This window comes from Isoptericola jiangsuensis, from assembly GCF_048320105.1.
GTDB lineage: Bacteria > Actinomycetota > Actinomycetes > Actinomycetales > Cellulomonadaceae > Isoptericola > Isoptericola jiangsuensis_A.
In genome coordinates this window covers 774,921-799,674 of record NZ_CP182942.1, presented here as the reverse complement: position 1 = coordinate 799,674, position 24,754 = coordinate 774,921, and the positions used below count along the sequence as shown (strand labels likewise).

Here is a 24,754-nt window from a genome sequence, read left to right as displayed (position 1 = left end):
TGAAACATGACATTCATGTTGCTGTTTGACGACGACCGTTACACTTTGAGCGTCGATCAAATGGCAGAGGTGCTGATCCGGGACTGGCCTACTGTTGATTTGCACAAAAGCGCGGATGATCTGTACCAGCAGACACGCGCCCTGGTTTGGTCGGACGTCGTCGCCAGAGAGGAGGTGGAGGGCTCCTTTCATGTCGATGGGACCTGCGTGTATTTGGAATCTACGTCGTCTGCGGCGGCCAACTTCGCAGCGTGGTACCGAGGCCTTTTTCCGGCCGAGGTGGATTTGGTAATGTGCGACGACATCTATAGCTTTTCCATTCACATAACCTCGGGAGCTTCAGCTTCAGAGATCTATCGCAATATCGAAGGGGCCTAGCCTCGATCTTTGATCGGCCTGGTGATCGCGCTCGAGGCGGCGTCGTTGCCGTTGTTCGGGCGTGATTCTGACATGTGGGTGTGACAGGGTGCCGCAGGTCGTTGCCGGCCCAGCCTGGAGCTTTCGTTCGGTGAAATAATCGACCGGCCGAATGAAGGGGTGATTGAATCCGCGGTCCGGGGGATGATGGCAGACGAATGGTACGTGATACTTGAGATTGCTGGCGGATGCTTTATTCAGGCCAGTAAAGGGGTTGAGGCTGGCGTCTTGTCTGGTCAGTTTGCAGTGGAGTACAGAAAGGCGCGCGAGAGCGGGCAGTATCGTTTGGTCTTTGAATCAATCGAAGGCGTGATAGAAGCGTTCGCTGAGTTCTTTAGGGACTCGAACGAATGGCAGCCTTCCGGAACCGCCGTGCGAGTGCAACTTTGATAGCTGTAGTAGTACTACAGGGCGGAGCTAAAGAGGCTCTTCGCCGATCCGGTGGGGAGTGACGATCCCGTCCCGCCAGCAGAAGGCCATCGTGCCCTGGCACTCGTTGCCGTCGCCGACGGTCTGGAGCTCCAGGGGCCGGTGAGCCCCGAGAGTGTCGCCATGGGAGCCCGGACCGGTGCATTCTGGTCGGTCCTGGAGGCAGGACGTCGCTCGTCTCGGAGCGTCTGATGCGGGGGACTGCCACACCGGCGAACGACGCCGAGGCAGCGGTGGTGGGTCACTGTCGACGTGGCGAGTCGTCAGTGATCTGGTGTTCCCGTCGGGAACGGTGGCGTACCACTGAGGGCCCGCGCAGAACCGGTGGGCACGGGGTCTGTGCAGGTCATCGGTTGTTCCTGCTGGTCGAGGAGGTGTCGGGTCGGGTTTCAAGTCCCCCTCCGGACACTCGTTGAGACAGCGACGACGAAGGCCTCCTGGGTCCACAACCAGGGGGTCTTCTGTCGTATCCGGGTGCTTCCTCGGTTCGAAATGATCCCGAGAGTGTTCCCACGGTCGTGCCTCCGCGTTCCCCTGGATGTTCCCAGGAGCGGTCAAGCCCCTGGAAGTGGTGTAGCGCGTCGTGATCCGTCGTTGGTTAAGCGCTGAGTTCGAGGACGGGGTCGGTGGGCACCTCCGTTCCGGGGTTGGTGACCGGGGTGAGGCGGCATCGGGTCAGGAGGTCGAGGCCGAGGTAGCGGCGTCCTTCGGCCCACTCGTCGGTCTGTTCTGCCAGCACTGCACCGACGAGGCGCACGATCGCGTCGCGGTTGGGGAAGATGCCGACGGAGTCGGTGCGGCGGCGGATCTCCTTGTTCAGTCGTTCGGCGGGGTTGTTCGACCAGATCTGGGTCCAGACGTCCTTCGGGAAGCCGGTGAACGCCAGGATGTCGGCGCGGGCGGCGTCGAGGTGTTCGGCCACCGCGGGGAGCTTGCCCGCGACGTAGTCCAGCAGGCGGTCGAACTGGGCGTTCACGGCGGTGGCGTCGGGCTGGTCGTAGACCGAGTGCAGCATCGCCTTCACGGCGGGCCACAGGCTCTTCGGCGTGATGGCCATGAGGTTCGCGGCGTAGTGGGTGCGGCATCGCTGCCAGGTGGCGCCGGGCAGGTTCGCCGCGACGGCCTCGACCAGCCCGGCGTGCGCATCGGAGGTGACGAGCCGGACTCCCCGCAAGGCCGCGGGCGACCAGGTCGGCGAAGAACTCGTTCCACGCGGTCCTGGTCTCGGCGGTCGCGACGCGCATGCCCAGGACCTCGCGGTGCCCATCACCGTTGACCCCGGTGGCGACCAGCACGACGGCGTTGATCACCCGGCCTGCCTCGCGGACCTTCATCGTCAGGGCGTCGGCGGCGACGAACGTGAACGGGCCGGCGTCGTCCAGGGGGCGGTGGCGGAACGCTTCGACCTGCTCGTCCAGGTCGGCGGCCATGCGCGAGACCTGCGACTTACTCAGCGAGTTGATGCCGAGGGTCTTGACGAGCTTGTCCATCCTCCGGGTGGACACACCGGCCAGATAGCAGTCCGCGATGACCGTGATCAGCGCGGACTCGGCCCGCTTACGGCGCTCCAGCAGCCAGTCGGGGAAGTAGGTTCCCGTGCGCAGCTTCGGGACCGCGACGTCGATCGTGCCGGCTCGGGTGTCCAGGTCGCGGTGCCGGTAGCCGTTGCGCTGCGCAGTCCGGGACGCGGACCGCTGGCCCCACTCGGCGCCCACGACCGCGTCCGCATCGGCGCTGAGGAGGGCGTTGATCACCGTCTGCAACAGCGATCGCATCAGATCGGGCGAGGCCTCGCTCAGGGCCTCGCCAAGCAGGCCGGCAGGGTCGACAATGTGTGGTGCGGTCATCGTGATGCTCCGTTCGAGGGTGCTGTGAAGGGTTCACTCGAAGGATCACGCGGTGGCCGCACTACGTCTCGCCGAAGATCTCGACAACGACCCTGGCGACCGCGCTACACCACTATCAGGGACTCAACTCCAGGAGCCTCGGTGGGTGGCGTTCTCCCAGGTGGGGGCGGTGTTCGGAGGGGGACGGGCGATCCGGTGCAGATGTCTGCCGCCGACGCCTGCACCCGGCGCGAACCATCGAGCAGCACCAGGACTGCCGCGACCGTCACGACGCCGCTGCGACGAGCGAAGCGGCGGTTCCGAACGCCACGGGACCGGGGCGCGACAGTGCGGTCCCGCGCAGGGGGTCGCCCTGCAGGTCGGCGACCTCTTCGTGTCGCCCGACCGGCGCGGCCGAGGCCGCCGGTCTTCCGGGTCACGCGGTGAAGCCGGTGTCCCGGATACGTCGAGCGGGCACTCCGGCGACGATGGTGTCGGCGGGGACGTCCCGCGTGACGACGGCGCCGGCCCCGATGACGGCTCCGTCGCCGACGGTGACGCCGGGTAGGACGGTGGCGGACGCGCCGATCCAGACCTTGCGTCCGATGGTGACGGGGGCGGGGATCATGTCGCCGCGTCGGGTGGGTTCGAGGTCGTGGTTGAGGGTGACGATGGTGCAGCCGTGTCCGATGAGGGTGCCGTCGCCGATGGTGATGCCGCCGGTGTCCTGGATGCGGCACCCCATGTTGATGAACACGCCGCGGCCGAGTGAGAGGTTCTTGCCGAATTCGCAGTGGAACGGCGGGAAGAGGGTGACTGATTCGTCGATCGCGCGACCGGTGAGGCGGGTCAGTAGCGCACGGACGTCCTCGGGGGTCCGGTAGCCGGTGTTGAGCTCGGTGGTGGTGCGCAGCGCGTCCTGCGCGGCGCGGTGCATGACGGCGTGTGCCGGAGAACCGGCCCGGATGCGCTCACCTCGGTGGACGTGGTCGAGGAACTCCGGCAGGTCCATCACTGCTCCATCGGTGCGGTGGAGGCCGGGTCGGCCTCGGCGGCCCACGACGCGAGCAGGTTCAGTCGCACGGCGGACGGCGAGCCGGGTTCGGCGGTGTAGACCATGAGGATCTGGCCCGGTTCGGCGGTGATCGCGAGCTCCTCGTAGGCCAGGGTGAGCTCGCCGACGACCGGGTGACGGAACCGCTTCGTGCCGGAGCCGTGGGTGCGGACGTCGTGCGCGGCCCACAGCCGACGGAACACCTCGCTGCGGGTCGAGAGCTCGCCGACGAGGTCCTGCAGGCCCTTGTCGTGCGGGTCGCGGCCGGCCTCGGCGCGCATGATTGCCACGCACATCTCGGCGAACAGGTCCCAGTCGGGGTAGAAGTCGTGGGCGGCGGGGTCGAGGAACTGGAAGCGGGCGAGGTTGGGGGTGCGGCCGCCGTCCCCGATGACGGGGGAGTAGAAGGCACGGCCGAGCGCGTTGGTCGCGAGCAGGTCCTGGTGCTGGTCGCGGACGAACGCGACGCCGTCGGTGAGGGCAGCCAGGGTCCACTCGAGACTGGCCCGGGGCGCCCCGGGGCGGGTCGAGCGGCGGCGGCTGCGTCCCGACGTCGGTACCCCGTCGGCCGCCCTCGCCAGGTCGAACAGGTGGGCACGCTCGGTGTCGTCGAGGTGCAGGGCGCCCGCGACGGCGTCGAGCACGGAGGCGGATGCGCCGCCGATGGCGCCGCGCTCGAGCTTGGCGTAGTACTCCACGCTCACCCCCGCCAGAGCCGCGACCTCACTGCGTCGCAGGCCCGGCACCCTGCGGTTGCTCCCGCCGACGACGCCTGCGGCCTCCGGTGTGACCTTGCCGCGCCGCGTCATGAGGAACTCGCGTACCTCTGCTCGGTTGTCCATGCCTCCACGGTAGGCCGCTCGTCCCCGCGAGGGAGTCCGTGACGAGAGGTGTACTGCTGGTACACCCCTTCACGAGGACTCCCGCGCAGGGGGAACGAGAACGATGCTGGAAGGACCAACAACGAAGGAGAGCACGATGCGTGGAGTGATCATGCACGGCCCCGGCGATGTCCGGGTGGAAGAGCGCGAGGACCCGCGGATCGTCGACCCGACCGACGCAGTGATCAGCCTGGCAGCGACCTGCATCTGCGGGTCGGACCTGTGGCCGTATCGCGGGGCAGACCAGGTGGACCACGCCACGATGGGGCACGAGTACGTCGGGGTCGTGGAGGAGGTCGGGGCCGAGGTCACGACCGTCAAGCCGGGGGACTTCGTCGTCGGCTCGTTCGTCATCTCGGACGGCACGTGCGAGATCTGCCGGGCCGGTTTCCCGTCGAGCTGCGTGCACCGGATCTTCGTCGACGGCGCCATCGGCACCCAGGCGGAGAAGGCGCGCATCCCTTACGCCGACGGCACCCTCGTCGCAACACCGGGACCGCCCGACCCGGACCTGATCCCGCACCTGCTGGCCGCCTCCGACGTGCTGGGCACCGGCTGGTTCGCTGCCGTAGCCGCTCAGGCAGGCCCGGGTAAGACCGTGGCCGTGGTGGGCGACGGTGCCGTGGGTCTCATGGGCGTCCTTGCCGCCAAGCAGCTCGGCGCCGAGCGCATCATCGCCATGTCGCGTCATGCGGACCGTCAAGAGCTCGCGCGGCACTTCGGCGCCACCGACATCGTCTCCGAGCGCGGCGAGGCAGGAGTCGCGCGGGTCAAGGAGCTCACCGACGGTCTCGGCGCCCACTCCGTCATCGAGGCCGTCGGGACCCAGGAGTCCATGGTCCAGGCCATCAGCTCGGCCCGCCCCGGCGGCAACGTCGGGTTCGTCGGCGTCACCCATGACGTCCAGCTGCCCGGCGAGCTGCTGTTCTTCTCCCAGGTCCAGGTCCTCGGCGGGCCAGCGCCGGTGCGCCGGTTCCTGCCCGAGCTCATCCAGCTCATCTGGGACCGCAAGATCGACCCGGGCAAGGTCTTCGACCTCACCCTGCCGCTCGAGCAGGCCGCCGACGGCTATCGGGCCATGGACGAGCGCCGCGCCACCAAGGTGCTCCTCACACTCTGACTCATCGACCGAGGAGAAAGGCCGAATCATGAAGCTAACTCGAAGCGGCGGCCGGACGGCCGCGGGCCCGGCGGACTGGTTCACCGGAACCGTCTACATCGACCCCATCCGCGATCCGGACGACCAGTCCGCCGTCGGATGCGCCCATGTGCGCTTCGCCCCGGGGGCGCGCACCGCCTGGCACCACCACCCCAAGGGGCAGACGCTCTACGTCACCGACGGCATCGGCTACGTGGCCCGGCGTGGCGGCGAGGTGCAGGAGATCCGTCCCGGTGACGTCGTCTACATCGAGCCGGGCGAGGAGCACTGGCACGGCGCCACCGCCGACCGGTTCATGGCCCACGTCGCGATCCAGGAAGCCGACGAGAACGGCCAGGTCGTCACCTGGCTCGAACACGTGACCGACGACGACCAGACCTGACCGCGGCTGACCGGACACCGGTGATGACCCACCGTCGAAGCCCCAGGCGTCGTCGAGACGCCTGGGGCTTCGTCGTTTCCGGTCATGCTTCGGTCCGTCTCGACGAACCCGCGTCCAGGCGCCGTGCCCCTGGACGAGCGCGCCGCCGCTGGGCCAGGCACGACGTGAGACGCCACACCCGCGGACGCAAGCTGATCGAGCATCCCGAGGTAGGGCGGCTCGACCTGGAGTACAACGACTTCGCCTTGCCCAGGGACCCGCACATCACCATTCCCACGTACACGGCCGCGCCGGCCAGCTCGAGCGCCGACGGCCTGGCTCTTCTGGCGGCCTGGGCGGGAACCGAGGCGAACGAAGCGCACCCGATCGATCAGCCCTCCGCCGACCGTGGAGGTCGCTGAGGAGGACTCACGCGCTTACGGGAGCACCTCGACCGCGATCTCGCCCTCGAGACGGTCGAGATGATCGCGCGCGGCGTCATAGGTGCCCAGGTGCAGGGTGTCGTCGGAGTACCCGGTTCCTTCGGTGTCGTAGTAGAAACCGAGATTGCCCCACGGCACGTAGTAGATGAGGTCGCCGTCCTCCGGGTCCGACCCGGGCGAACCGTCATGCTCCAGCTCGCGCGGCAGGTAGGCGATCTTCTCCCGGTCGTTGAACTCCTCGAGGTCCAGGGTCAGCGGCAGCATGCTCAAGAAGTCGCGGGTGGCGGGGGAGTCCTCGCCGATCGTGACCTCGACCGACTCGCCGTCGCCCGAGAATCGGACGACCGTGCCCACGACGTCGTCGCCGCTGTCGTCGCTCGCGTCCGCGCTCTCGGTGTGGGGCGTCGACGGGGAAGGGGGAGGAACGGATCCGGAGGTTCGCAGGCCGCCCCTCTGGACCTCGTCGGCGGCCGGCCCGCACGCGGCGAGGGCGAGGGACAGCGCGACGGCTGTCGCAGCGGATGCACCGGTGGGCGAGAGTCTCATCGTGCGCGATCCTGTCGTTCGGGAGGGGTCGTGGCCGTTCGTCAGGCCATCACATCCCAGTTCAGCGCGACGGGGGACACCCCATCGATACACGCCTTCTGAGGGACCCCGTCGGCGCAGCTTCGAGGTAGAGCGCGTGACCCCGTCCACTGGACGCACGGGGCGTCCGGGGGACAGGGTCACGGCGCTCAGGCGAACACTGGCAGCGTCACTCCGCCCGTGGTCAGGCGTTCGCGGAAGCCGACTGCTCGAGCCCGGTACGGCGGGCGCTCTCGGCCCACAGAGCCGTCGCGAGGGCGGCGTCGTTCTGCTGCGGGTTGGGACGCTTGGGGAGCTTGCGGTGCTCGTCGTAGTACTCCCCGGACTGCCAGGTGGCACCCGGGGTACCGTCCATCGCCCAGAGGAGGTTGTCGGCGCCGGACTCGGGCGTCGACAGCATGCGGGCCAGGGGGCTCTTGTAGATGAACTTCATCATCCCGTTGCCGGTCTCCTTGCCGAAGTTCGACGCGATGTTGCCGGGGTGCAGCGCGACGGCGCTCAGGCCCTGGTCGTGATAGCGGGCGTGCAGGCCCTTGGCGAACAGGATGTTGGCGAGCTTGGAGTCGCCGTAGGCCTTCATGGTCTTGTATTTCTTCGTGGCGTCGAGGTCGGCGAGGTCGATCTTGCCGAACGCGTGCGCACCGACGCTGGAGGTGTTGACGACCTTCGCGTCGCTGGCGAGCAGGACGTCGATCAGCAGGTTGGTCAGCAGGAACCCTGCGTAGTGGTTGACCTGCATGGTGCGCTCGTTGCCGTCCGCGGTGACGACGCGCTCGGCGAAGACGCCACCGGCGTTGTTCGCCAGGACGTCGATACGGTCCGTGCGCTCGCGGATCTGCTGGGCGAGAGTGCGTACGTCGGACAGGCGCTCGAAGTCCGCGACGAAGGTCTCGGCGCCCAGCGGTCGGGCGACGGCGTCGAGCTTGTCCCGTCGTCGGCCGACGAGCAGGAGGCGTTCGCCCTGCTCGGCGAGCTTCTTCGCGGCGGCCGCGCCGATGCCGTCCGAGGCGCCGGTGATGACGATGGTGCGCTGGCTCATGTGCTGGTGCTCCTTCTGCCCGAGGGCGGTTCAGTGGCCGTCGGCCTCGATGGACAGCGGCTCCCACTGCTTCCACTCGTCGAGGCGCTGCTGGTAGACGTGCGGGGCGATCTGGGTGGGGGCTGTGCCGAAGAACACGCGCAGCGGCGGCTGCTCGGCGTCGACGACCTTGAGGATGGCTGCGCCGGCGGCGACCGGGTCACCCATCGAGGTGCCGCTGTCGGCGATCATGGCGGACATCTGCTCACGCAGGGGGTCGTACTGCGGCTGCGGGGTCGCGTGGACCGCGCTGCTACCGCCCCAGTCGGTGCTGAACCCGCCGGGCTCGACGAGGGTGACCTTGATGCCGAACCCGGCGACCTCCTGCGCGAGCGCGTCGGAGAGACCCTCCAGAGCCCACTTGGAGGCGTGGTAGCCGCCGAGGTTGGGGAACGCGGTGATGCCCCCGATGGTCGAGATCTGGATGATGTGCCCCGAGCTTTGGGCGCGCAGGATCGGCAGCACGGCCTGGGTGACGTGCAGGACGCCGAACAGGTTGACCTCGATCTGGTCTCGCAGCTGTTGCACGGTCAGCTCTTCGACCGCTCCGAAGAGCCCGTACCCGGCGTTGTTCACCACGACGTCGAGGCGACCGAAGCGCTCCTCGGCCGCCGCGACCGCGGCGAAGACGCCGTCACGGTCGGTCACGTCCAGCTTCAGCGGGAGCACGTCGTCACCGAACTGCTCCGCCAGTTCTGTCAGTGCGGCGGTGTCACGGGCGGTGGCGGCGACCTTGTCGCCGCGACCCAGCGCATTCTTGGCGAACTCCTTGCCGAAGCCGCGTCCCGCGCCGGTGATGAACCAGACCTTGCTCATTGCTCTGCTCCTCGTGTCGATGGCTTCGACAACACCATACGCCTTTCGTGGCACTGAGTGTCAAGCATGACGCTCGTGGGCTACTCTGAGGACATGACCTCGACCACCGACCGCGAGACACTGCGCGACCGCACCCGTCGAGCCGTGCGCTCGGAACTGATCGACGCCGCCCAGAAGCTGTTCTCCGAGCTGGGCTTCGAGGCCGTGACCGTCGACCAGATCGCCGCCGCGGCCGGCATGTCCAGACGCAGCTTCTTCCGCTACTTCTCCAGCAAGGAGGAGGTCGTGCTGGGCAAGGTCGACCGGCATGGGGAGGCGTTCGTCCGCGCGCTGTCCGAGCGCCCAGACGACGAACCGGCGTGGGTCGCGTTGCGGCGCATGTTCGACGACGCCGTCGCCTATGGCAGCGACCCCGCTCTGGGACAGCACGCAGCCGAGATGGACCGTGTGATCCAGAGCTCTGAGACCCTGCGGACCGGCTACCTGCAGCGCATGCAGCACGCGCAAGATCTCGTGGCCGAGGAGCTGCGTCGACGCGAGGAGCGCCGCGGCACCACCGGCTGGGGTGACGTCGACGCCGCCGCCCTCGTCGCTGCGGCGTTCGCCGCGCTCCTGACCTCTCACGCGCATTCCCAGGCGAGCGGGGCAGCATTCGCGACCACACTCGACGAGGCTCTGGCGGCCATCGCACGGGAGAGCAACGCCAACGGCGAGGCTTGATCCGCCCGGACTTCACAGAAGACCTGGCACACGACCGAGCGCCCGGCGATGGTGGGTGTCGTCAGTCGGTCTGCAGGAGTCTCGAGATGCGCCAGAGCGTCCAGGCGTTGGCGGCGCGCAGGCGACCTTCGGGAGTGCGAAGTGCGAACCCCGCCTGCGCTTCGAGCCATTCGAGGCGGTCCTGCAGCGTGGAGTGGTGGATCTGCAGGGCCTGCGCGGCCTGACGCAACGTGGCGCCGGAGGCCAGGTGGTAGAAGGTCTCCGGGACCCATGGTCGTCGTGCACGCAGGGTCTCGAGCATGACGATCTCAGGGTCCGCGGCGGCGGCCTGCGGGGTGAGCCGTTCGCTGATCAACCGTGCCGCACCGAGCTCCTCGAACCGCACGACGGTCGGTCCACCGTGGGCTGGTGCGACGGCCAGGTTCAGCGCCGCCACCGCTCGGTCGCACGCGCCGGGGACATCGCCACCGTGCGAGCGAGCCAAGCCGGTACGGACGGTGGGCGCACGGCGCTCCGGCGTCACTGCCTCGTCGTCGGGCAGGAGCCCGATCCACCCGCCCGCGACGTGGGCACGTGCAGCGACCTCGGGAGGCACGTCCGGGGGAGTCGCCATGACGACGGGGTCTGCCGGCAGGCCGAGCACGGTCAGCGCCGCGCCGCGTTCGGCAGCCGGCGCGGTCGGATCGCAGGCGGTGTACGCGAGCTCCTCGGGCGTCAGGGGGCCGGTGACCGGGCGGATCCTGACACGCAGGGCCTGCGCGCAGCGCTCGAGGATAAGTTCGTCGAGCGGACCCGTGGAACCGTCACGCTCGAGCCATACCGACGTCGCCCGGCTCCGGTCGACCACGACCGACGTACCGGGCGAGGCCGCTGGCGGACCTCCGACGGTGTTTCCCGCCGGGTCCACACGCATCGTGATTCCGGACGCACTGTCGCGGAATCCCGCCGCAACGCCAGCCAAGGCCGCGGCCGCGCGCAGGATGGCCTCGCGCGGCGCAGCGCCCTCCACGAGGTTGTCAAAGTGTGCGATCACACGCAGTGCAGACGCCGCATCGGCATCCGTGACCGTCAATCGGCCGATGAGTTCACGCATCCAGACTCCCCTTCGAGCTCCCCGCCAGCCTAAGCCCCCGCCAGGTGGCGGGTGCCGCCCTGAGATGGCCGCCGATCTGCGGATACCGGCAGCGCTCCCGGGCCGCCAGGATGGCTCCACCTTCCAAGGATGCGAGGAGTAGCTCATGACTGAAGACCCTGTCGCCCAGCCGTTCCAGGCCGAGCTGGCGGCCGTGCTCGCCGCCGGCCCCCTGGCCCCGACGGTCAGTGCCGAGACCCTCGACGGGCTGCGCACCATGATGCGCGAGCAAGCCGACGCCAACCCCGTCGACCTGACCCTCGGAGGCACCGTTCGTGTCGAGGCGCTCACCGTGCCCGGCCCGGACGGCGCGCCCGACATCACTCTGCATCTCTTCCGACCGGCCACGGGGCACGGTCCGTGGCCCGTGCTCTACAACACCCACGGCGGCGGGATGATCTCCGGCAGCGCGCTGGGAGAGGTGGCGCTGTACCTCCCGTACGTCGCCGAGGGGCTCGCCGCGGTGGTCTCGGTGGAGTACCGGCTCGCGCCCGAGCACCCCGATCCCGCCCCGATCGAGGACTGCTACGCCGGTCTGGCCTGGACGGCCCGGCACGCCCACGAGTACGACCTCGACGCCGACCGGCTGATGCTGATCGGCGCGAGCGCCGGCGGCGGCCTTGCGGCCGGGCTCGGCCTGCTCGCACGGGATCGTGGGTTCCCGTCGATCACCCACCAGATCCTCATCTGCCCGATGATCGACGACCGCGAGGTCACGCCCAGCAGCCGCATGCTCGACGGGAAGGGCGTGTGGGATCGCAACAGCAACCACTTCGGCTGGACCTCGCTGCTGGGAGATCGCCGCGGCGGTCCCGATGTCAGCATCTACGCCGCACCCGCACGTGCAACGGACCTGTCCGGGCTGCCGCAGACCTACGTCGACGCCGGCGGCGCGGAGACCTTCCGCGACGAGGCCGTCGACTACGCCCAGCGACTGGCCCAGGCCGGCGTCCTGGTCGACCTCCACGTGTGGGGTGGCGGATTCCACGGCTTCGACATGCTCGTCCCGCAGGCCGCGATCTCCCGCGCCGCCATCGCCGTACGCGACGAATACATCCGCCGGGCGCTGGCCCGCTGATCCGTTCCGGGGCCGTAGCCCCGGGTGCGCTACCCAAGGAGCAACAGGCATGACTGACAAGAACATCTCGATCGTCGAGCACGACGTCCGGGACAAGGTGATCCTCCTGGCCGGCGCCGGAGGTCTCGCGACCGCCACGGCAGCTCGACTCGGGGCCGCTGGAGCGCGGCTGGTGATCGGCGACCTCAGCATCGCCGCGGCGGAGAGCGCGGCGGACGCCGCACGCGCGCACGGAGGCGAAGCGATTGCCCAGGAGCTGGACATCTCTGACGAAACTGCCGTCAACGCATTCGTCGCGCACGCCATCGCAGAGCTCGGCCGCATCGACGGCCTGCTCAACATCGCCGCGGACATCCGCCCACAGAACATGGGCCGGGACACCGACGCGGTCGAGATCCCGCTCGAGATCTGGCAGCACACGCTCGAGGTGAACCTCACGGGCTACCTGCTCACAAGCCGCGCCGTCATCCCGCACATGCTGGAGGCCGGCGGCGGATCGATCGTCAACGTGATCTCGGGCGCCGTCTACATCGGCGAGCCGCTGCGCCTGGCCTACGCCGTCAGCAAGGCCGGGGTCACTGCGCTGACCCGGCACATCGCCAACCGATGGGGTCGCGAGGGGATCCGCGCGAACTCCCTCGGGCCCGGCGGGGTCCTCACCGACACCATGCAGGCCAACGTCGACCCCGCACAGCGCGAGAAGTCCCTCTCCGTGCTTCCCCACACCCGCCTCGGCAAGCCGGACGACATCGCAGCCATGGCGATCCACCTGCTCTCCGACGACGGCGCCTGGATCCAGGGGCAGACGATCATGGTCGACGGCGGCCTCACCATGCGTCCCTGACGGGGTCGACGACGTTGGCGTGTCCCTGACTCACTGCCTGTCGGAGATTGCGCCAGCGTGTTTGCGTCTCGACTTCACCAGCTGGCGGTGACCCTCTTGGGGCCGGAAGAGGCGCCGCTGCACGGCGGCGATCACGGCTGCGCGACGTTGTTCCCGTCGGGAACGGTGGAGGACCACTGAGAACCAGGTAGGAGTTGTCAGCCACCGGGTTCGGGTCCACCCGGGTTCAACAGGCACCGGAAGAACGCGGCGCTGGCCCCGCCGAAGCAGGGCTGCTCAGAGTGTTCCCGTCGGGAACGGTGGTGGACCACTGGGGGCCCGCAGGGAACCAGCGGCCACCGGGTCTGTGCAGGTCAGCGGCTGTTCCTGCTGGTCACGGGGAGGTCGGGGCGGGTTTCAAGTCCCCCTCCGGACACCACGCTGACCAGCGGAAACGCTGGTTCTCGGTTCCCTTGGGAACACTCCATGGGAACATCAGCGCACAAGACAGCACGCAAAAGCCCCTCTCCACGGTTCGTGGAGAGGGGCTCTTGTCACATCCAGGGGCGGCCTGGCCGCCTGTCACCGCCTAGTTCTCGTCCCCGCGCGGGCACGCCGCGCGGAGAGCGAGGTCGGCACCATCAGGTCACCGCTGGACCGGGGGGCTTGGATCGGCGACACCGGATGGAACGTCTGCTCGCGGTACAGGTCGACGCAGTGGTCGTCGTAGCGGACGGACTCGCCGATCGTGTGGTGCGGCAGCCCAGTGCGGTGCTTGCGACACCACTGCGCCGACTTCCCGATTTGCTGGGCGAACCACTCCTCGTCGCGGAGCGGGTTGAATCGCCCTGGGTTTCGTTCCGTCCGAACTGTAAGGATGGAACCTGATGGCCAAGTACACACCTGAGATGCGGGAGCGGGCGTTGCGGATGCTCGCCGAGGCCCGTGGTGACCACCCGAACCCGACCGCGGCGGCGAGGCATGTCGCGGGCCTGCTCGGGATGAGTCCGGAGACGCTGCGGTTGTGGCAGCGGCGCGCACAGGTCGACTCCGGGCAGCGGCCCGGAGTGACGACCGAAGCCGCCGCGGAGATCAAGCGTCTCAAGAGCGAGGTCGCCGAGCTGCGGCGTGCGAACGAGATTCTCAAGGCGGCGAGCGTGTTTTTCGCCAAGGAGCTCGACCGCCCCACGACGAAATGATCCGGTTCATCGACGAGCACAAGGATCGTTTCGGGGTCGAGGCCATCTGCCGGGTGCTGCGCCCGGGGAGTTCGTGGGTTCATCACCTCTCGCGGCTACCGTGCCGCGAAGACCAGACCGCGGTCGGCGCGATCGTTGAGGGACGGTCTGCTGGTGCCCGAGATCGTCCGCCTGCACGCGGAGAACTACGGCGTCTACGGCGTGCGGAAGATGCACGCCCTGCTACGACGTCAGGGCTGGGACGTCGGCCGCGACCAGACCGCCCGGTTGATGAAGATCGCCGACGTCCGCGGGGTGAAACGCTCGAAGAAGGTGTTCACCACCAGGCCCGACCCGGGCGCCGTGAAGCCGGCCGACCTGGTGCAACGACGCTTCCACGCGTCCGCGCCGCGCCGGCTGTGGGTCGCGGACATCACCTACGTCGCGACGTGGTCCGGCTTCGCCTACGTCGCGTTCGTGACCGACGTGCACTCCCGGCGGATCGTGGGCTGGAACGTCGCAGCGACGTTGCCGGCCGACATCCTGCCGCTGCAGGCACTCGACATGGCTGCCTGGGACGCCCGACGCGAGGGCGCGGTCGATCTGACCGGGCTGGTCCACCACGCCGACCACGGGTCGAACGGCGGGTTCAACCGGTCGAAGCAACACCGGGTTGTTGGAGCGAGAGTAGCTGCTCGGCGAAGACCTCGGCGGGGGTCTTCCAGCCGAGAACCTTGCGGGGCCGGTTGTTGACCGCCAGGGCGACGGCTTCGAGATCGTCGGCCGACCACCGCGACAGATCGGTGCCCTTGGGGAAGTACTGGCGCAGCAGCCCGTTGGTGTTCTCGTTCGTGGGCCGCTGCCACGGCGAGTGCGGGTCGGCGAAGAACACCTTCGTCCCGGTCTCGAGAGCGAACAGCGCGTGCCCGGCCAGTTCCTTGCCACGGTCCCAGGTCAGCGTCTTGCGCAGCTGCTCAGGCAGTGTCGTCATCGACGCGGTCAGTGCGGCGTTCATCGCAACGGCGCCGTAGCCGCCGAGCGAGGGACCATTCTTCACCGCGGGCTGCTCACCCCATCCCTCCAGCCGGGGCAGATGCACCAAGATCGTGGAGCGGCTCGAGCGTTCGACCAGCGTGCCGATCGCGGACCGACCGGTCCCGATGATCAGGTCTCCTTCCCAGTGCCCCGGGACGGCGCGGTCCGCGGCCTCGGCGGGCCGCTCGGCCAGCACGACATCGGCGGTGACGTGTCCCTGGGGCTTGTTGCGTGACCGGGAGCGAGGTTCTCGCAGTGCCCTGCCGGTGCGCAGGCAGGTCACCAGTTCACGCTTGAGCGCGCCACGGCCTTGGATGAACAGCGATTGGTAGATCGCCTCGTGGCTGATGCGCATGGACTCATCATCGGGGAAGTCGATCTTCAGCCGGTGCGAGATCTGCTCCGGGCTCCACGCTGTCGCCCACCGTCTGTCACGTCGGCGGGGTGTGTTGAGACCCTTCCACGCCGGCGGGCGGGGACCCGGCACCACGGCCCCGTCGGGACGACGAATCTCACCTGCCAGTCGTTGCTGGACGTAGTCGTGCAAGCGCTTGTCCTGGACCAGCTTCGCGGTCTTCGGGCGGCGGGCGATCAACTCGGCCTTCCACTGGGCCACTGACGCTCGGTACTCGAGCTTCCCGCCTCGGGTGGCTGCGTTGCGACGTAGTTCGCGAGAGACGGTCGACGGTGATCGCCCGATCGATCGGGCGATCGCGCGAGGACCGTGTCCCTGCGCCTTCAACAGGGCGATCTCTTCACGCTCGGCGAAGGAGAGGTAGCGTCCCGACGACGGGCCGAGGCTGAACGGCGGCATGCCGCCACCCTGACGGAACCAGCGTGATCCAACGGCCTGCGATACACCGACGGCGATTCCAGCCTCCTCACTGGACAGCCCATCGGCGATCCGCGACCAGAACGCGCGGCCGACCTCCCGACGTATCGGGGGCCGCCCAGGAGAACGCATCGCTGGCCGGCCTGTCTGCGTCACCATCCAGTCCGGATGACGTCCCATCAACACCTCCGAGATCGGGGTGTTGCTTCGACCGGTTGAACCCGCCAACTACCTCTCGATCGTCTACACCGACCGCATCGGCGAGCTCGGCGCGAAGCCGTCCACCGGGACCGTCGGTGACAGCTACGACAACGCCCTCGCCGAGGCCGTCAACGGGCTCTACAAGACCGAATTGATCCGCCGACGCGGGCCGTGGCGCACGATCGAGCAGGTCGAGCTCGCCACCCTGGAGTACGTGTGGTGGTGGAACAACCAGCACCTCCACGGCGAGCTCGACATGCGCACCCCGCTCGAGGTCGAGGCGGCGTACTACGCTGCCCAAGAATCACCCCGGCCAGCCCTCGCTGGCCAAGGGAACGCATAGGAACGAAACTCAGGGCGATTCAGTTTCGTTCCTGGCACGCTCGTTCTATTGGCGGACGGGTCGACTAGACCGATCGAAGATGTCCAGCTTGGCGACCGGGTTCTCGCTGCAGGTGAGGACTCTGGTGTAGTCACTGAAGGGCGCGAGGTCACCCGGCTCATCACTGGCTCCGGAGACAAGACACTCGTGGCAATCTCCGTGACTAACGCCGACGGAGATGTCTAGCCGATTGTCGCGACCGCAGAACACCCGTTCTGGGTGCCTGAGCGAAGGGAGTGGGTCGACGCCATTGACCTGCGCGCGGGGGAGTGGCTTCAGACAGCTGCCGGTACCTGGGTACAGGTCGGAGCCGTCGACGTGCAGCGTCGAGCGGCGACGGTGCACAACCTCACAGTCGCGGTCGACCACACGTACTATGTCCTCGCGGGGAACCAACCCGTACTCGTCCACAACGACAGCTGCCCGACGGGCAGGGCACCACGGACTCCGGATGGCAAGTTCTCGAAGTGAAATGGCGAGGCAGGAAATGATGGGGCACTCGACGAACGAACGGTACTTGATCAACTTGAGATCGACGGGGCGCAAGTAATTCGTGGCCAAGTCGGCGTACGAGTACCAGGTTTTCCGTTGCGAAAGTACGATGGCGCGGTCAAGTTGGACGGCGTGTGGCTGGGTATCGAGACCAAGGGTGGATCCTCCCCGTTGACGGGCCAGCAGCGGGTATTCGACAATTGGCTCAATACCGCAGGAAACGCGGTAATAACCAAGTTCGGGGTGAAGCTTGAAGGGACCTTTCGTGCATGGGTGCCACGATAGCCCGGTATAGCGGTGAAGAAATACGAAACGGTCTGGATGGAGACGTTGTCTGGTGAGCTTTGACATCGGATTCTGGAGAAGTGGATCGGTCATTCGTTCGGATGGCCTACTCGATACGTACGGAACTATCGCTGATTCAGAGCCGGCTTCCATCACTGCCCTCCCCGTCGAACTGCGCGTATTCTATGATCTCGTGGTTTCGGAATATCCGGACCTAACGGAAGAGAACTTTGAATCGTCGCCGTGGTCGGCACCAATTCATCTTTGCGCGGAAGGCATCGTGGTTTCAGTTGAGTTCGCCCAATCGGACGAAGTGGCCAGGTCGCTTCTCGGCTACGCAAGCCAGTGCGGCCTGGACATGTTCGACCCGCAGTCTGGGGCACTTTACTCGGCGACCAATGGGCCCAGTCTGGAGTTTTCGTCCGGTGAAATAGTTGAATGGCCGAATGAAGAGTCGATTGAATCCGCGATCCGAGGGATGACGGCAGACGAATGGTATGTGATACTTGAGATTGCCAGTGGGTGCTTTATTCAAGCCGGTAAAGGGGTTGAGGCTGGCGTTTTGTCTGGTCAATTTGCAGTGGAGTACAGAAAGTCGCGCGAGAGCGGGCAGTATCGTTTGGTCTTTGAATCAATCGAAGGCGTGATAGAGGCGTTCGCTGCGTTCTTTAGGGACTCGAACGAATGGCAGCCTCCGGGAACTGCCGTGCGGGTGCAACTTTGATATCTGTGTAGCACTACAGGGCGGAGCTAAAGAGGTTCTTCGCCGATCCTGTGGGGAGTGACGATCCTGTCCCGCCAGCAGAAGACCAGGATCGTGCCTTCGATTCTGGCGCTTGTCGCCGTCGCCGACGGTCTGCAACTCCAGGGGCTGTTGAGCCCAGGGAGTGTCACCTTGGGATCCTGGACCGGCGCATTCTGGTCAATCCTGAAGGCAGGACGTCGCCGGTCCGAGAGTGTTTGATGCGGGGACTGCCACACCGGTTAACGACGCTGAGGCGGCAGTGGGCGGTCGCTGTCAACCGGGGTGAGTTGATCTGTCGCTGATGCTCCCGTCGGGAACGGAGGCGTACCACTGAGGGTCTGCGGAGAACCTGCATGAACTGCGTTTGTGCAGGTCAGCGGTTGTTCCTGCTGGTCGAGGGGGTGTCGGGGCGGGTTTCAAGCCCCCCTCCGGACACTCGTTGAGACAGCGACGACGAAGACCTCTTGGGTCCACAACCAGGGGGTCTTCTGTCTTATCCGGATGCTTCCGCGGTTCGAGATGTTCCCGAGAGTGTTCCCACGGCTGTGCCTCTGCGTTCCCCTGGGTGTTCCCAGGTGCCTCAGCGGGCGGCGTTTGCAAAGGTGGGAGCGGTGTCCGGAGGGGGACTGGCGCCCCTACGGGAAGAGGTTCAGCGCCTGCGTCCTCAGGTCGGCGCGCCGCTGCGAGGCTCGGAGGTCTCGCCGACTGTGTCCGAGCGGCTCGGTCCCGCCGGCAGCACGCAGGTCGAGGCGGACTGCCGGTCGACACACCCGAGGGTCGTGAGCTCGACGCCCCAGGGGCCCGCCACGGCTCTGACTCCGCGGGCTCGCGGGCCAGTTGGGAGTACCGTGGCTGCACCCCGAGGGGCACCACACGTCGGGAGTCACCTATCCGTGCAGCAGTCCCTTACTATTCATCAACGAAATGGGGTGGTCTCCGATTGCTCGGGGCGCCTCAATGAGTGTGTGCAGTGAAGTATGTGCTCCGCTCATACGAGCTCATACGGGCGGGCGGTGGTCGCAAAACTGGCCGCATCTTCCAGAGCGAATCGGGGACCAAGGTTAGGACTTTCGAATGGTAAGAATCGAGACATCGATCCACGAGTTCTCGAAGAGTGCGAGCCCAGGCCAAGTAGCAATGTTTGTCGCCTCGTGCGCAGAGCGAATGGCTCAACTCTTCACTGGACTGGTATGCGGAAGCGCCGAGAGAACTCAGGATATCGAGTTCACTATTCGCAGCATGGATCTACTCTGGCAAGCCGACACCCAGACTTCTTGGGATGAAATCGCCGCGCGTTTCAGGTCTTTGCCAGAGCTGAGGGGTGACGAGGAGCCGCCTGGCTTGCTGGCGTACGCCCACGACGCGGCCGCCGCGTTGTACTACGCCGCACTGTATCGGGCCACTGGGAGTCTGGTGGATGTGACTAGTTGTTCAAACCGTGCACTCAACTCGACTGGTTTTATTTCGGACAAACTTGACGATAATGTGAATAGGTATGAAATCGAACTTCAGAACCAGATAGCCGATATCGCACTGCTGTCGCGGGTCGGCAACTCTGATAGATGCGACGTCATTGAAGCTATGAGGGCTCGTGCACAAAGCCTTGGGCGCGCAAGATTGGCCGAACTGACTTCACGGTGACTGGGGCGGCGGTGTAATTCGGATCAGACATTGCTCCTTCTCACCGGAAGGACGGTTTGGCGCCATAGGGTGTTGGCAACACCCTGGTCCGAGGGCCGACGAGGTCGTCCACCCGCTTCGGGAGCGGCCCGATCCGTGACCCGCGAGCTCGGGGCCGGGTGGCTCGGCCTGTGCCTGCGGGTCGCGGCGTGCGCGGTGGCATGCTGGTGGGCCCGCGCGATCGTGGTGACGATGGTCAGATCCCACCCGATGAATCCGGCACTGTCCGCGATCGTGCGCAACCCGTCGCAGACAGCGACCCACGTTCCGTCGCGCTGCCACTCCCCGAACCGGCGATACATACTGGACCACGGTCCGTACTGATCCTGCGGCAAGTCCCCCCAAGAGCAGGACGTAGATCCTGTCACGCGCGAAGTGAATCGGCCTGGGTTCTGTTCCTGTCGAATTCTGAGCCGGCGGGGTGTTCCCGTCGGGAACGGTGGCGCACCACTGGGGGCCCGCCGAGGACCAGTGAGCACGAGGTTTGTGCAGGTCAGCGGCTGTTCCTGCTGGTCGAGGGGAGGTCGGGGCGGATTTCAAGTCCCGCTCCGGACACTCGTTGAGACAGCGACGACGAAGACCTCCCGGGTCCACAATCGGGGGGTCTCTTGTCGTTCCCGGGGCGGGTGTCGTGGCCTGGCCAGGTAGTGCTCGGTTCACTTCTCGGCGTGCGCCTGCTGTCGTTCGGTACTGCCGCCGGCCGCGACGAGGTGTCCATCGTCTCCGAGGTGCCGCTCAAGACCACCTGACTCAGTGACGAAGACCCCCAGGGGACTACACCCATCGAGGCGTTTTCGCTGCCGCCTGACAAGGTGGGAGAGTTTCCCCGTGGATTCTCGGAAGATCATCGCGACCGCTCGGCACTGGGCCCTCAGCTACTCGCAGGTGGAGGCGCGCCGCACCGTGGTGCGCCTCGACGCCGAGCACGCACTCGACGCGCTGAAGGGGAATCTTGTTGCGGTGAGCCTCGGGGGTGAGGTCGTGTGGCGCGTGCTCCCTCTCGGCGCGAACGACGTTTCGGCGCTGTGTGCCGTGTCCCGTGCTGTGACGCTCGCGCCGATCGAGGCGGAAGACCGCGAGGCAGTGCGGCAGCTCGCCGACGAGGTGCCCGAGGCGCTGGCCGAGGCGGACGCGGTGTCCGGCGCGCGCCGGCTGCTGGCGACACCAGCGGTGCGGCAGGCTGGCGCAGAAGCCCTGGAGTTCCTCACCGAGTACGTCACCTGGGGGCTGGAGTCCGGGCTGCCCAGTGTTCTGCGTCGCCTGGAGCCTGGCGCCGAACCGGAGGACATCACGGTCACCGACGCGCTGTCCCCGCGGGTGGGACTGGGGTCGATCTGGCACGGCCTGGGCGCCGCCGAGCTGATCGATGCGAGCGCGCTCCCTGCTGCGAGCGGCGCGACGGTGTCGGCCGCCGGTGCTGACCTCTCCCGGCTGCTCCCGGTGCTCGTCAGCGGTACCGCGACCCATCTCGTCGTCTTCAGCACCGCGCCGCACCGCGCGGCCGATCTGATCGCGGCCCTGCAGCCCTGATGTAGGGGCAGACCCTGTCGTGGTACCGGATCTTGACGTCCATGTACCTGCGCATCCAACGTGCGGCGGCGTGATGGATGTCGTCCTCGTCAGGTCATGACGGATCCCCTCCGTAGGCGTGCAGGGTCCGAGTGTCCAGCGAGTGGCGGGTGCGAGCAAGAAGATCCGACGTCGCTCGGGATCGAGGCGTGAGAGCAGCATGGTTCGACGTAGTCGCGATGAATCCTCGATCCTCGACTGCGCACTCGACTACTGTCGCGGCCCCGTGTCGACTGTTGTCGACGCGTGAGTTTCGAGTCTTCACCCACCCCGGGGCACCAGCGCGCACGTCATCCGGTGAGAGCGGCGAGCGCGGCGCGCGTCTTCGTCTCCTGGGGCGCGCCCAGGTCGATGCCGTGGGAGGCGAGAAGCACCTTGGTCTCGGCGGCCGCCTGGAATGCCTGGGCGGGTGGCGCCTTGGTGGACAGCTCCAGGATGCGCGAGCCGTCCGGCAGGAACCACAGCTCCGCGGTCATGGCCCGGGCGCCGTCGGGGGCGAACTTGGCCTTCAGCAGGGTGACCGGGCCGAGGGCGGCCACGTCGTCGAGCCTGGTGCCGGCCGGCAGGTGGTCGTCGACGACGGCCCGCTGGGCGGATCCCAGGAGCTTGCGCAGCAGGCCGGACTCGCCGCCGATCAGTGCACGGACCTTGCGGTCGGCCACCTGGGTGGTCAGGGAGCACGAGCAGGTGAACCCGGCGGGGGAGGCGTCGAGCTCGACCTTGGAACCTTCCCGCCCACGCATCGCGGCCGGCCCGTCGGCGGGCATCATCGGCCGGAGCTTGACCGTGACGTCGCCGTCGCGGCCCTGGGTGCGGCGCGCACGGATCACCAGCCCCGCGGCCGACAGCCGCAGGTCGGTGGTGTCGAGGAACACGACCTGACGGATCCTCGCGGTGAGCACGTCGATACCGAGCGCTGCGACGACACGGTGGTGGTCGGCGCCGGGAACCGTCAGCTTGAGCTCCACGGAGTCCACGTCGGGCAGCATCCCGAGCACCTGTGCGAGCTGGTCGGCGTCGTAGGTCGGCAGTGCGGTCATGGCGTCCTCCCCGGAGGTCTTGGTCCGATGATGGGGCAGGCCAGGGCCGCACACCCGCCGGAGCGGTCGCCTCGGTCGTGATCCGCCTCTCAGGCGAGGACGACGAGCTCGGCGGTGGCCCGCGTCATCGCGACGTAGCGGTCGACGGCTCCGGTGACCCCGTCGCCGAACGACTCCGGGTCGACGAGCACCACGAGGTCGAACTCGAGGCCCTTGGTGCGCGCGGGAGGCAGGGACCGCACACGAGGATCCGCCACGGGGGCGGGCGCGCCGACGACGCACACGGTGCCGGTCCGGTGAGCGGCGAGCCACGCCGTCACCACGGCCGCCAGGTCGGCGACGGCGCCGTGCCGCACGGCGGTCCCGGTGCTGCGGACCGACGTGGGGACGTTGGCGTCGGGCAGGGCCGCACGGATGACGGGCGTCGCCTCGGCCATGATCTCCGCGGGGGTCCGGTAGCTGATGGACAGCTGCGACCGGCGTACGCGCGACACCCCGACCCGCGCCAACCTCTCCTCCCACGTCTCGGTGAACCCGAGTCGCGCCTGGGCGCGGTCGCCGACGATCGTCAGGCTGCCCGAGGGGCACCGCGCCAGGATCGTGCGCCACGTCGCGTCCGACAGCTCCTGGGCCTCGTCGACGACGACGTGGGAGAACGGTCCGACCAGCTCGTCGACCTCGGCCGCCGGCACGTCGACCTCGGTGTCCAGCGCAGAGCGCAGGTCCTGACCACGGAGCATCGACATCACGCCCAGATCGGAGTCGTCCGTGGCGAGCAGGTGCTCGACGACGTCGTCCATGCGGTCCCTGGCCGCGGTCCGTGCCGCGGCGCGACGCCGGCGCCGTCGTGCCGCCTCCGGGTCGCCGGTCCGACGTCGGACGGCGTCCAGGATCGGCAGGTCGGCGACCGTCCAGCGCTGCGGCTCGTCGCGCTGGAGCAGGTCGACCTCGTCCGGCGTGAGCCACGGCGCGCACCGGCGCAGATAGGCGGGAACGGTCCACAGGTCGCCGACGACGTCCCGCGGATCCAGCAGCGGCCACGCCCGTCCGAACGTGCCCACCAGCTCCTCGCTCGTCTCCAGCGCCCGGCGCAGGTCCCCGGTCGGGTCGGCGCTCGCGGTGCCGTACGCGTCGAAGTCGTCGTCGGGACCGACCGGTCCGCCCTCGCCGTCGAGGTCGTCGCCCTCACGACCGACGACGTCGAGGTCGTCGTCAGACCACGTGCCGGGCTCTCGGCCCCAGCCCTCCTCGTCGGCCGCGGGGACCGCACCGCCGTCGAGGTCCACCTTGTCGACCAGCAGGTCGAGCAGCGCGGACCAGATCTCCTGGCGGGCGTCGTCGTGCGGGGTGCCCGGGTCGGGCGCGGCGAAGGCCTCGGCCCAGTCGCCCGGCGTCACCGTCACGTCGGCCCACGGCGTGGACACGGCCAGCGTGGTCGTGGGCGGGTTCTCGTGGAGCGCGACCGCGGGCTCCACCGCGTCGATCATCCGGGCGTCACCCTTGAGCGCCGCGACCCGCGGGTCCGCCTCCGGCACGGCGCCGGCTCCCTCGGGGACCAGGGCCGTCGGCGTCGCGAGGCGCACACCGTCCTCGCCGAGGCCGGGCAGCACGTCGGCCACGTAGGCGAGGTACTGCTCCGTCGGTCCGACGACGAGCACCCCGCCGTGCCGGCCGCCCACGGCGGGGTCCACGGCCAGCAGGTACGCGGCCCGGTGCAGGGCGACCACCGTCTTGCCGGTGCCCGGCCCGCCGTCGACCACCAGGGCGTCGCGCGCGCCGGCGCGCACGATCGCGTCCTGGTCCGCGGCGAGCGTGCCGAGCACGTCCCGCATCCGTTCCGAGCGGCTGGTCGCGAGACTCGTGACGAAGGCGGAGTCGTCGTCCGGGACCAGGCCGTCGGTCGGGTCGCCGAGGGTCAGCACCTCGTCCCAGTAGTCGACGACGCGGCGGTCCTGCCAGCGGTACCGGCGTCGGCTCGACAGACCTCGGGGGTCGGCGTGCGTGGCGGCGAAGAAGGGTTCGGCGGCGGGCGAGCGCCAGTCGACCAGGAGCGTCGACCCGTGCCCGTCCACCAGGCCCAGGCGACCCACGTACACCGGGGCGGAGCCGTCGGCCGGGACCATGCGGCCCAGGCACAGGTCGACGCCGAACCGGTCGAGCAGACGCAGACGACCGCTGAGGCGATGGACCTCCTGGTCCCGGTCGAACGCGGCCTGTCCACGGCCACCGGGTCGCCGTCGGGCCTCGGCGAGGCGCTCGCGGACGTCGGCGGTGGCGGCGACCAGGTGGGCGGAGACGGCGGTGAGGTGCGTGTCGTCGGCGGCGACGAGGCGTCGGTCGCCCTTGGCTGCGCGGTCGCCGACCAGGTCGAAGACGCTGGGGATGTGCTGGGGCAAGGGGCGCTCCGTCCTCGGGAACGGCGAGCCGGGGTGGGTCTGCTCGTCCTGACGAGGATCGATGATGCGCTCCCCGGGGGCCCTTGCCGCAAGACCCCCCGTGCGCTATATGTTGAG

General features: G+C 68.1%; 24 protein-coding genes and 2 pseudogenes. 15 read left to right on the top strand and 11 right to left on the bottom strand.

Annotated elements, in window-relative coordinates:
* The first annotated feature begins 6 nt into the window (after positions 1-6).
* Positions 7-378, top strand: a complete 372-nt coding sequence (locus ACNHYB_RS03745; protein ID WP_418277037.1) for a hypothetical protein — start codon at positions 7-9, stop codon at positions 376-378.
* Positions 379-537: 159 nt separating this feature from the next.
* Entirely contained in the window at positions 538-807 is a 270-nt protein-coding gene (locus ACNHYB_RS03740; RefSeq protein WP_418277036.1) for a hypothetical protein, read from the top strand.
* 637 nt (positions 808-1,444) lie between these two features.
* On the opposite strand, the pseudogene ACNHYB_RS03735 reads toward ACNHYB_RS03740, so the two are convergent.
* From ACNHYB_RS03735 to ACNHYB_RS03725, 3 genes and pseudogenes are all read right to left on the bottom strand, one after another.
* Positions 1,445-2,693, bottom strand: a pseudogene (locus tag ACNHYB_RS03735) (IS256 family transposase).
* A gap of 415 nt (positions 2,694-3,108) precedes the next feature.
* Positions 3,109-3,684 carry a sugar O-acetyltransferase gene (locus ACNHYB_RS03730; RefSeq protein ID WP_418277035.1) on the bottom strand — a complete coding sequence of 192 codons (576 nt, stop codon included), beginning with the start codon at positions 3,682-3,684 and terminating at the stop codon, positions 3,109-3,111.
* A complete protein-coding gene (locus ACNHYB_RS03725) occupies positions 3,684-4,568 on the bottom strand; it encodes a helix-turn-helix transcriptional regulator (protein ID WP_418277034.1) in 885 nt (294 codons plus the stop codon). Before ACNHYB_RS03725 ends, ACNHYB_RS03730 begins: the two co-directional genes overlap by 1 nt.
* Positions 4,569-4,704: 136 nt before the next feature.
* Here ACNHYB_RS03725 and ACNHYB_RS03720 point away from each other — a divergent pair, with 136 nt between their 5' ends.
* From ACNHYB_RS03720 to ACNHYB_RS03710, 3 genes are read left to right on the top strand one after another with little or no spacing between them, the layout of a single operon-like run.
* Complete coding sequence (locus tag ACNHYB_RS03720; protein ID WP_418277032.1) at positions 4,705-5,727, top strand: zinc-dependent alcohol dehydrogenase family protein; 1,023 nt, start codon at positions 4,705-4,707, stop codon at positions 5,725-5,727.
* Positions 5,728-5,755: 28 nt separating this feature from the next.
* Positions 5,756-6,148, top strand: coding sequence for a cupin domain-containing protein (locus ACNHYB_RS03715; RefSeq protein ID WP_418277031.1), 393 nt, complete (start codon positions 5,756-5,758; stop codon positions 6,146-6,148).
* Between the two features lie 23 nt (positions 6,149-6,171).
* Positions 6,172-6,549, top strand: coding sequence for a hypothetical protein (locus ACNHYB_RS03710; RefSeq protein ID WP_418277030.1), 378 nt, complete (start codon positions 6,172-6,174; stop codon positions 6,547-6,549).
* Positions 6,550-6,564: 15 nt separating this feature from the next.
* On the opposite strand, the gene ACNHYB_RS03705 is transcribed toward ACNHYB_RS03710, so the two are convergent.
* The 3 genes from ACNHYB_RS03705 to ACNHYB_RS03695 all read right to left on the bottom strand — a co-directional run bounded on the left by ACNHYB_RS03705 (position 6,565) and on the right by ACNHYB_RS03695 (position 9,049).
* On the bottom strand, positions 6,565-7,116 hold the full coding sequence (locus ACNHYB_RS03705) for a cyclophilin-like fold protein (RefSeq protein WP_418277029.1): 552 nt from the start codon (positions 7,114-7,116) through the stop codon (positions 6,565-6,567).
* 223 nt (positions 7,117-7,339) lie between these two features.
* Positions 7,340-8,194: an SDR family NAD(P)-dependent oxidoreductase gene (locus ACNHYB_RS03700; protein ID WP_418277028.1), complete on the bottom strand. Its 855-nt coding sequence runs from the start codon at positions 8,192-8,194 to the stop codon at positions 7,340-7,342.
* Positions 8,195-8,224: 30 nt separating this feature from the next.
* Positions 8,225-9,049, bottom strand: a complete 825-nt coding sequence (locus ACNHYB_RS03695) for an SDR family oxidoreductase (RefSeq protein ID WP_418277026.1) — start codon at positions 9,047-9,049, stop codon at positions 8,225-8,227.
* Between the two features lie 93 nt (positions 9,050-9,142).
* Here ACNHYB_RS03695 and ACNHYB_RS03690 point away from each other — a divergent pair, with 93 nt between their 5' ends.
* Entirely contained in the window at positions 9,143-9,769 is a 627-nt protein-coding gene (locus tag ACNHYB_RS03690) for a TetR/AcrR family transcriptional regulator (RefSeq protein ID WP_418277025.1), read from the top strand.
* A 61-nt stretch (positions 9,770-9,830) separates the two neighbouring features.
* Here the strand turns inward: ACNHYB_RS03690 and ACNHYB_RS03685 are convergent, their stop codons facing one another.
* The gene (locus ACNHYB_RS03685; protein WP_418277023.1) at positions 9,831-10,862 is read right to left on the bottom strand and encodes a helix-turn-helix domain-containing protein; all 1,032 of its coding nucleotides are present in this window, start codon (positions 10,860-10,862) and stop codon (positions 9,831-9,833) included.
* Positions 10,863-11,007: 145 nt separating this feature from the next.
* On the opposite strand from ACNHYB_RS03685, the gene ACNHYB_RS03680 reads away from it, so the two are divergent.
* The 4 genes from ACNHYB_RS03680 to ACNHYB_RS03665 all read left to right on the top strand — a co-directional run bounded on the left by ACNHYB_RS03680 (position 11,008) and on the right by ACNHYB_RS03665 (position 14,733).
* A complete protein-coding gene (locus ACNHYB_RS03680) occupies positions 11,008-11,979 on the top strand; it encodes an alpha/beta hydrolase (protein WP_418277022.1) in 972 nt (323 codons plus the stop codon).
* 49 nt (positions 11,980-12,028) lie between these two features.
* Complete coding sequence (locus ACNHYB_RS03675; RefSeq protein ID WP_418277021.1) at positions 12,029-12,823, top strand: SDR family NAD(P)-dependent oxidoreductase; 795 nt, start codon at positions 12,029-12,031, stop codon at positions 12,821-12,823.
* An 866-nt stretch (positions 12,824-13,689) separates the two neighbouring features.
* Positions 13,690-14,001 carry a transposase gene (locus ACNHYB_RS03670; protein WP_418277020.1) on the top strand — a complete coding sequence of 104 codons (312 nt, stop codon included), beginning with the start codon at positions 13,690-13,692 and terminating at the stop codon, positions 13,999-14,001.
* Positions 14,002-14,154: 153 nt separating this feature from the next.
* Positions 14,155-14,733 carry an IS3 family transposase gene (locus tag ACNHYB_RS03665; protein WP_418277019.1) on the top strand — a complete coding sequence of 193 codons (579 nt, stop codon included), beginning with the start codon at positions 14,155-14,157 and terminating at the stop codon, positions 14,731-14,733.
* Here the strand turns inward: ACNHYB_RS03665 and ACNHYB_RS03660 are convergent.
* Positions 14,630-16,006, bottom strand: a complete 1,377-nt coding sequence (locus ACNHYB_RS03660) for an IS30 family transposase (RefSeq protein ID WP_418275469.1) — start codon at positions 16,004-16,006, stop codon at positions 14,630-14,632. The genes ACNHYB_RS03665 and ACNHYB_RS03660 overlap by 104 nt on opposite strands.
* 64 nt (positions 16,007-16,070) lie before the next feature.
* On the opposite strand from ACNHYB_RS03660, the pseudogene ACNHYB_RS03655 reads away from it, so the two are divergent.
* The 4 genes and pseudogenes from ACNHYB_RS03655 to ACNHYB_RS03640 form a co-directional block, all read left to right on the top strand.
* Positions 16,071-16,391: pseudogene (locus ACNHYB_RS03655) on the top strand (integrase core domain-containing protein); the annotation flags it as partial.
* Positions 16,392-16,619: 228 nt separating this feature from the next.
* Positions 16,620-16,901 carry a polymorphic toxin-type HINT domain-containing protein gene (locus ACNHYB_RS03650; RefSeq protein WP_418277988.1) on the top strand — a complete coding sequence of 94 codons (282 nt, stop codon included), beginning with the start codon at positions 16,620-16,622 and terminating at the stop codon, positions 16,899-16,901.
* A gap of 358 nt (positions 16,902-17,259) precedes the next feature.
* The gene (locus ACNHYB_RS03645) at positions 17,260-17,931 is read left to right on the top strand and encodes a hypothetical protein (protein WP_418277018.1); all 672 of its coding nucleotides are present in this window, start codon (positions 17,260-17,262) and stop codon (positions 17,929-17,931) included.
* A gap of 1,185 nt (positions 17,932-19,116) precedes the next feature.
* Entirely contained in the window at positions 19,117-19,593 is a 477-nt protein-coding gene (locus tag ACNHYB_RS03640; RefSeq protein WP_418277017.1) for a hypothetical protein, read from the top strand.
* 23 nt (positions 19,594-19,616) lie between these two features.
* On the opposite strand, the gene ACNHYB_RS03635 is transcribed toward ACNHYB_RS03640, so the two are convergent.
* Entirely contained in the window at positions 19,617-20,000 is a 384-nt protein-coding gene (locus ACNHYB_RS03635; RefSeq protein ID WP_418277016.1) for a transposase, read from the bottom strand.
* 460 nt (positions 20,001-20,460) lie between these two features.
* Between ACNHYB_RS03635 and ACNHYB_RS03630 the strand changes: the two genes are divergently transcribed.
* Complete coding sequence (locus tag ACNHYB_RS03630; protein WP_418277015.1) at positions 20,461-21,162, top strand: hypothetical protein; 702 nt, start codon at positions 20,461-20,463, stop codon at positions 21,160-21,162.
* Between the two features lie 329 nt (positions 21,163-21,491).
* On the opposite strand, the gene ACNHYB_RS03625 is transcribed toward ACNHYB_RS03630, so the two are convergent.
* The gene (locus tag ACNHYB_RS03625; protein ID WP_418277014.1) at positions 21,492-22,241 is read right to left on the bottom strand and encodes a hypothetical protein; all 750 of its coding nucleotides are present in this window, start codon (positions 22,239-22,241) and stop codon (positions 21,492-21,494) included.
* Between the two features lie 89 nt (positions 22,242-22,330).
* Positions 22,331-24,637, bottom strand: coding sequence for a HelD family protein (locus ACNHYB_RS03620; RefSeq protein ID WP_418277013.1), 2,307 nt, complete (start codon positions 24,635-24,637; stop codon positions 22,331-22,333).
* Between the last annotated feature and the right edge of the window lie 117 nt (positions 24,638-24,754).

Bases quoted from the DNA above. Each gene is read 5' to 3' on its own strand.
- ACNHYB_RS03745 (WP_418277037.1), top strand. From the start codon at position 7: ATGACATTCATGTTGCTGTTTGACGACGACCGTTACACTTTGAGCGTC.
- ACNHYB_RS03730 (WP_418277035.1), bottom strand. From the start codon at position 3,684: ATGGACCTGCCGGAGTTCCTCGACCACGTCCACCGAGGTGAGCGCATC.
- ACNHYB_RS03725 (WP_418277034.1), bottom strand. From the start codon at position 4,568: ATGGACAACCGAGCAGAGGTACGCGAGTTCCTCATGACGCGGCGCGGC.
- ACNHYB_RS03720 (WP_418277032.1), top strand. From the start codon at position 4,705: ATGCGTGGAGTGATCATGCACGGCCCCGGCGATGTCCGGGTGGAAGAG.
- ACNHYB_RS03715 (WP_418277031.1), top strand. From the start codon at position 5,756: ATGAAGCTAACTCGAAGCGGCGGCCGGACGGCCGCGGGCCCGGCGGAC.
- ACNHYB_RS03710 (WP_418277030.1), top strand. From the start codon at position 6,172: ATGACCCACCGTCGAAGCCCCAGGCGTCGTCGAGACGCCTGGGGCTTC.
- ACNHYB_RS03705 (WP_418277029.1), bottom strand. From the start codon at position 7,116: ATGAGACTCTCGCCCACCGGTGCATCCGCTGCGACAGCCGTCGCGCTG.
- ACNHYB_RS03700 (WP_418277028.1), bottom strand. From the start codon at position 8,194: ATGAGCCAGCGCACCATCGTCATCACCGGCGCCTCGGACGGCATCGGC.
- ACNHYB_RS03695 (WP_418277026.1), bottom strand. From the start codon at position 9,049: ATGAGCAAGGTCTGGTTCATCACCGGCGCGGGACGCGGCTTCGGCAAG.
- ACNHYB_RS03690 (WP_418277025.1), top strand. From the start codon at position 9,143: ATGACCTCGACCACCGACCGCGAGACACTGCGCGACCGCACCCGTCGA.
- ACNHYB_RS03685 (WP_418277023.1), bottom strand. From the start codon at position 10,862: ATGCGTGAACTCATCGGCCGATTGACGGTCACGGATGCCGATGCGGCG.
- ACNHYB_RS03680 (WP_418277022.1), top strand. From the start codon at position 11,008: ATGACTGAAGACCCTGTCGCCCAGCCGTTCCAGGCCGAGCTGGCGGCC.
- ACNHYB_RS03675 (WP_418277021.1), top strand. From the start codon at position 12,029: ATGACTGACAAGAACATCTCGATCGTCGAGCACGACGTCCGGGACAAG.
- ACNHYB_RS03670 (WP_418277020.1), top strand. From the start codon at position 13,690: ATGGCCAAGTACACACCTGAGATGCGGGAGCGGGCGTTGCGGATGCTC.
- ACNHYB_RS03660 (WP_418275469.1), bottom strand. From the start codon at position 16,006: ATGGTGACGCAGACAGGCCGGCCAGCGATGCGTTCTCCTGGGCGGCCC.
- ACNHYB_RS03640 (WP_418277017.1), top strand. From the start codon at position 19,117: ATGGCTCAACTCTTCACTGGACTGGTATGCGGAAGCGCCGAGAGAACT.
- ACNHYB_RS03625 (WP_418277014.1), bottom strand. From the start codon at position 22,241: ATGACCGCACTGCCGACCTACGACGCCGACCAGCTCGCACAGGTGCTC.